This is a genomic window from uncultured Mucilaginibacter sp. (assembly GCF_903913935.1).
In the GTDB taxonomy this organism is placed as follows: Bacteria; Bacteroidota; Bacteroidia; order Sphingobacteriales; family Sphingobacteriaceae; genus Mucilaginibacter.
This window is the reverse complement of record NZ_CAIWNH010000158.1, coordinates 1-3,773: the sequence shown is the minus strand read 5'-3', so window position 1 is coordinate 3,773 and position 3,773 is coordinate 1. Positions and strand designations below refer to the sequence as shown.

Below are 3,773 nucleotides of genomic sequence, written 5' to 3'. Positions count from 1 at the left end.
TTGAGTACGGCTTATGCCATACTTTACTGCTAAAGTACGGTAAGTTATCTTCTTTACATTCCGATCATAAAGAATTGCTAATTCTATTTTTTGCTCCATCTGTAGTTTACTAATGTGTAAACCTATTTCAGGACAAGACAATCATCCTGCTGCCCTTTGCCGGCATCGCTCAAAAAAACACAAACGCTGCCGTAAAGCGATTTGAGGCCGAAGCCAAAGCGGTTACCATTATTCGCGATAACTGGGGCATCCCTCATATTTATGGTAAAACCGATGCTGACGCTGTTTTTGGGCTGATTTATGCCGAATGCGAAGACAATTTTAAGGGCATCGAACAAAATTATTTGTACCAGCTGGGCAAGCTTACCGAGGTTGATGGCGATAAAAGTTTATACCCGGATCTCCAGCTGCAAATGATTGCTGATACGGCTGACGCGATAAAAGATTATCAAACCGCACAACCCGTATTTCGTAAACTATTGGATGCTTTTGCCGACGGGGTGAACTATTATCTATACAAGCATCCGGAGGTTAAACCTGCTGTTTTACGGCATTTTGAACCATGGTATGCGCTAATGTTTACGGATGGCAGCGTATCTGCAACGGTTACCGGTGGCTTAACGCTTGAGGAAACCCGCAATTTTTACGGTAGCGGGGATGAAAAGCTGGGCGCCATTAACAAACCTGCAATGGATGAACGTGAGATTGGCTCCAACGGTTTCGCTATAGCGCCTTCGCGCTCGGCAAGGGGGCATGCGCTGTTGTATATTAATCCGCATGTGCCTTTTTATTTCCGCAGTGAGGTGCAAATGGTAAGTGGTGAAGGACTTAATGTTTACGGCGCCGTTACCTGGGGGGAGTTTTTTGTTTACCAGGGCTTTAACCGGCATTGCGGCTGGATGCACACCAGCAGCAGCGCCGATGTAGGCGACCTTTACGCCGAAAAGGTGATAAAGAAAGACGGCCATTGGTTTTACGAATACAACGGCGCATTAAAACCGGTTACTGAACGTAAGCTGGTTTTAAAAGTTAAAACAGGCGATCATACCGAAGAAAAAACAATTACCGGTTATTATACCCACCACGGCCCGGTACTGGGTAGCCGGGATGGCAAATGGCTGGCACTGAAAGCCAATAACCGGTCGTACAACGCTTTGCTCGAATCGTGGCTCATTACTAAGGCCAATACTTTTGCTGAATATAAAAAAGCGATGGGCCTGCTTTCCAACGGCACTAATAATACGGTTTATGCCGACGACCAGGGTAATATCGCATTTTGGTACGGCAATTTTATGCCGAAACGCAACCCGAAACTCGACTGGACCCTCCCCGTTGACGGCAGCACGCCGGCAACCGAATGGCAGGGACTGCATAAAGTGGATGAAACCGTACATGTGTATAACCCACAAAGTGGCTGGATCCAGAATTGTAATTCAACCCCGTATGCATCTTCAGGTAAAAGCAGCCCCGATAAAAATAAGTACCCGGCCTACATGGCGCCCGACGGGCAAAACTACCGGGCAGTAACTGCCATTAACTTACTAAAGGATGCCAAAAACCTTACGCTTGACGGCCTTATTGCCAAAGGGTACAACCATTATCTGGCTGCATTTGATGTGTTACTGCCCACGCTGTTTAAAGCCTATGACCTGGCGCCTGATTCTGATAAACAACAACTGCTCGAACCTGTTGCGATCCTGAAGCAATGGGACAGGCGTTCCGCCATCAACTCAGTCGCCACCACACTAGCCGTAGAGTGGGGGACACTAATGATGCGCGCTATGCCCCCGGTAAACACTGCTGAAGCAGGTACCTACGTGACAGAAAGGGTGAACAAGATGGTGAACACCCTGCCGCAAGGCATTTACACCGGTATTTTAAAACAGGCGCTTATTGATTTAAACAAACGCTACGGAACCTGGAAAACGCCATGGGGCGAGATTAACCGTTACCAGCGCCCTGCAGACGGCGTTACTTTTAGCGACAACCAGCAAAGCCTGCCAGTGGGGCAAACTTCATCACTGTTTGGCCAGCTGCCATCATTTGTTAGCCGTACCATGAATACACAAAAACGGTATGGCTATTCGGGCAATAGTTTTATAGCAGCTGTGGAATTTGGTACCCGAATTAAGGCAAAAAGCATCATAACCGGCGGAGAATCATTCAATTCCACTTCAAAAAACTATACAGATCAGGCTGGCATGTATATTGAAGGTAAGTTTAAAGATGTATGGTTTTATAAAAAAGAGGTGTTGAAACATGCCGCAAAAACATACCATCCGGGAATGTGAGTGAAGATCAAAATAGTATATTTGAGTAACCATTAATTTGACCATGAAAAAATACCTGTTCCTTTTACCTTTATTGCTTTTAGGCAGCGCCAGAATGTATGGGCAAAGCATCAAATTTGACCAGCTGGTTTACCTGGCTACCCTGAACAACGATGCCGTTTACGCCACCCTTAAGCAAGGCAATGCCTTTAAACAGGATTACCTGGAAGATGTTGACGGGCAGCAGATGGAATATTTTAACAGTATTGGTGCAAAACCCGGTGCTGAAAAAATTGCGGCCGGAAGCTTTGTTAAACTTTATAATGGAACTGTATTACGCACCCTTGAATATACCTCAACCGATGTACAAAACATCATTAATATGGCTGGGCAGGCCAAAAGGTATGGGCTGGAGCTGCTGTTTCGGGGTGTTGACGAAACCGATAACATTTATTTGTATTCCAATAGTTTTTACATGGTGAATATCCGCATTCACCGCGACCAGACCATGGGCGTTGTTGAAATCAAACAGAAAGAGAGCCTGGGCCTGGAATAATACCTGGTACATTAATAATCTATTTAATATAATTTGCCGATCATCATCATTAAACCTATTAACATGAAAAAGTTCAAGAAAATACTTTTGTGTTATGCTGTTCTTTTAGCCGTTGCTGCATTTTATGCAAACTTTCTTTCGCATCAAAAACTCCCGTTTCTGCACGGTATTAATTTTGCATTGTCTGTTTTGAATTTTACGCTCATCGGCATCCTGCTTTACCATTGGGATAAGGTGCGGCGATGGAACCTGGAAATTGAACATGCCGAAGAAAATGCTGAGCCTGAAGCTGAAAACGTACTGGCAGCAGGTTAACCCGAATGATCGTGCAGGATCTTCCAGCCATATTTGGTATGGATCATCACCAGCGAATACCGTCCGGATCGATCAGGTAAATTATTACCATACAAGGTAAATGCCCCGGTTAATAAGGCATAATTATCACCCAATAACCTCACTTTCATATCTGAATAACGCAGGTTTTGTTTGGGCATTTTGCCGCTAAAGTATTTATTTACATACAAAACCCTTATTGCGTCCAAACCTACCGGTCCGGATGGCATCATCATCGTTGCTGATGGATCGTACAAGTTCAAAAAACTTTCCAGGTCGCCCTTGTTCCATGCTGCAGCCGAACTGTCCATAGCAGCCGTAATTTGCTGCGTGGCGGCATCTGCATTGGTAGCCTGTGCCTGCACTCTGATAGCGGCAAACACAAAAAGCAGCGATATTGCCACCGTTAAAATTCCTCTTTTATAATACATGAATTTTTGTTTTCCAATTTTACACTTAAGCCTGTCCTGCCGTAAGGCAGGTTTCACCTTTCACCTTTCACCTTTCACCTTTCACCTTTCACCTTTCACCTTTCACCTTTCACCTTTCACCTTTCACCTTTCACCTTTCACCTTTCACCTTTCACCTTTCACCTTTCACCTTTCACCTTTCAC

At 44.9% G+C, this 3,773-nt stretch carries 5 protein-coding genes; 3 read left to right on the top strand and 2 right to left on the bottom strand.

What is annotated here, in order from left to right; genetic code table 11:
- Positions 1–122 precede the first annotated feature (122 nt).
- Positions 123–257 (bottom strand): hypothetical protein, encoded by a 135-nt coding sequence (locus tag QZY09_RS05945; protein ID WP_295669495.1) that lies wholly within the window; start codon positions 255–257, stop codon positions 123–125.
- Between QZY09_RS05945 and QZY09_RS05940 the strand changes: the two genes are divergently transcribed.
- From QZY09_RS05940 to QZY09_RS05930, 3 genes are all read left to right on the top strand, one after another.
- Positions 228–2,291, top strand: coding sequence for a penicillin acylase family protein (locus QZY09_RS05940; protein ID WP_367119173.1), 2,064 nt, complete (start codon positions 228–230; stop codon positions 2,289–2,291). The genes QZY09_RS05945 and QZY09_RS05940 overlap by 30 nt on opposite strands.
- A gap of 43 nt (positions 2,292–2,334) precedes the next feature.
- Positions 2,335–2,826, top strand: a complete 492-nt coding sequence (locus tag QZY09_RS05935; RefSeq protein ID WP_295669491.1) for a hypothetical protein — start codon at positions 2,335–2,337, stop codon at positions 2,824–2,826.
- Positions 2,827–2,889: 63 nt separating this feature from the next.
- A complete protein-coding gene (locus QZY09_RS05930; RefSeq protein ID WP_295669488.1) occupies positions 2,890–3,141 on the top strand; it encodes a hypothetical protein in 252 nt (83 codons plus the stop codon).
- Here QZY09_RS05930 and QZY09_RS05925 read toward each other — a convergent pair.
- Complete coding sequence (locus QZY09_RS05925) at positions 3,138–3,590, bottom strand: nuclear transport factor 2 family protein (protein WP_295669486.1); 453 nt, start codon at positions 3,588–3,590, stop codon at positions 3,138–3,140. The two genes, QZY09_RS05930 and QZY09_RS05925, sit on opposite strands and share 4 nt — an antisense overlap.
- Between the last annotated feature and the right edge of the window lie 183 nt (positions 3,591–3,773).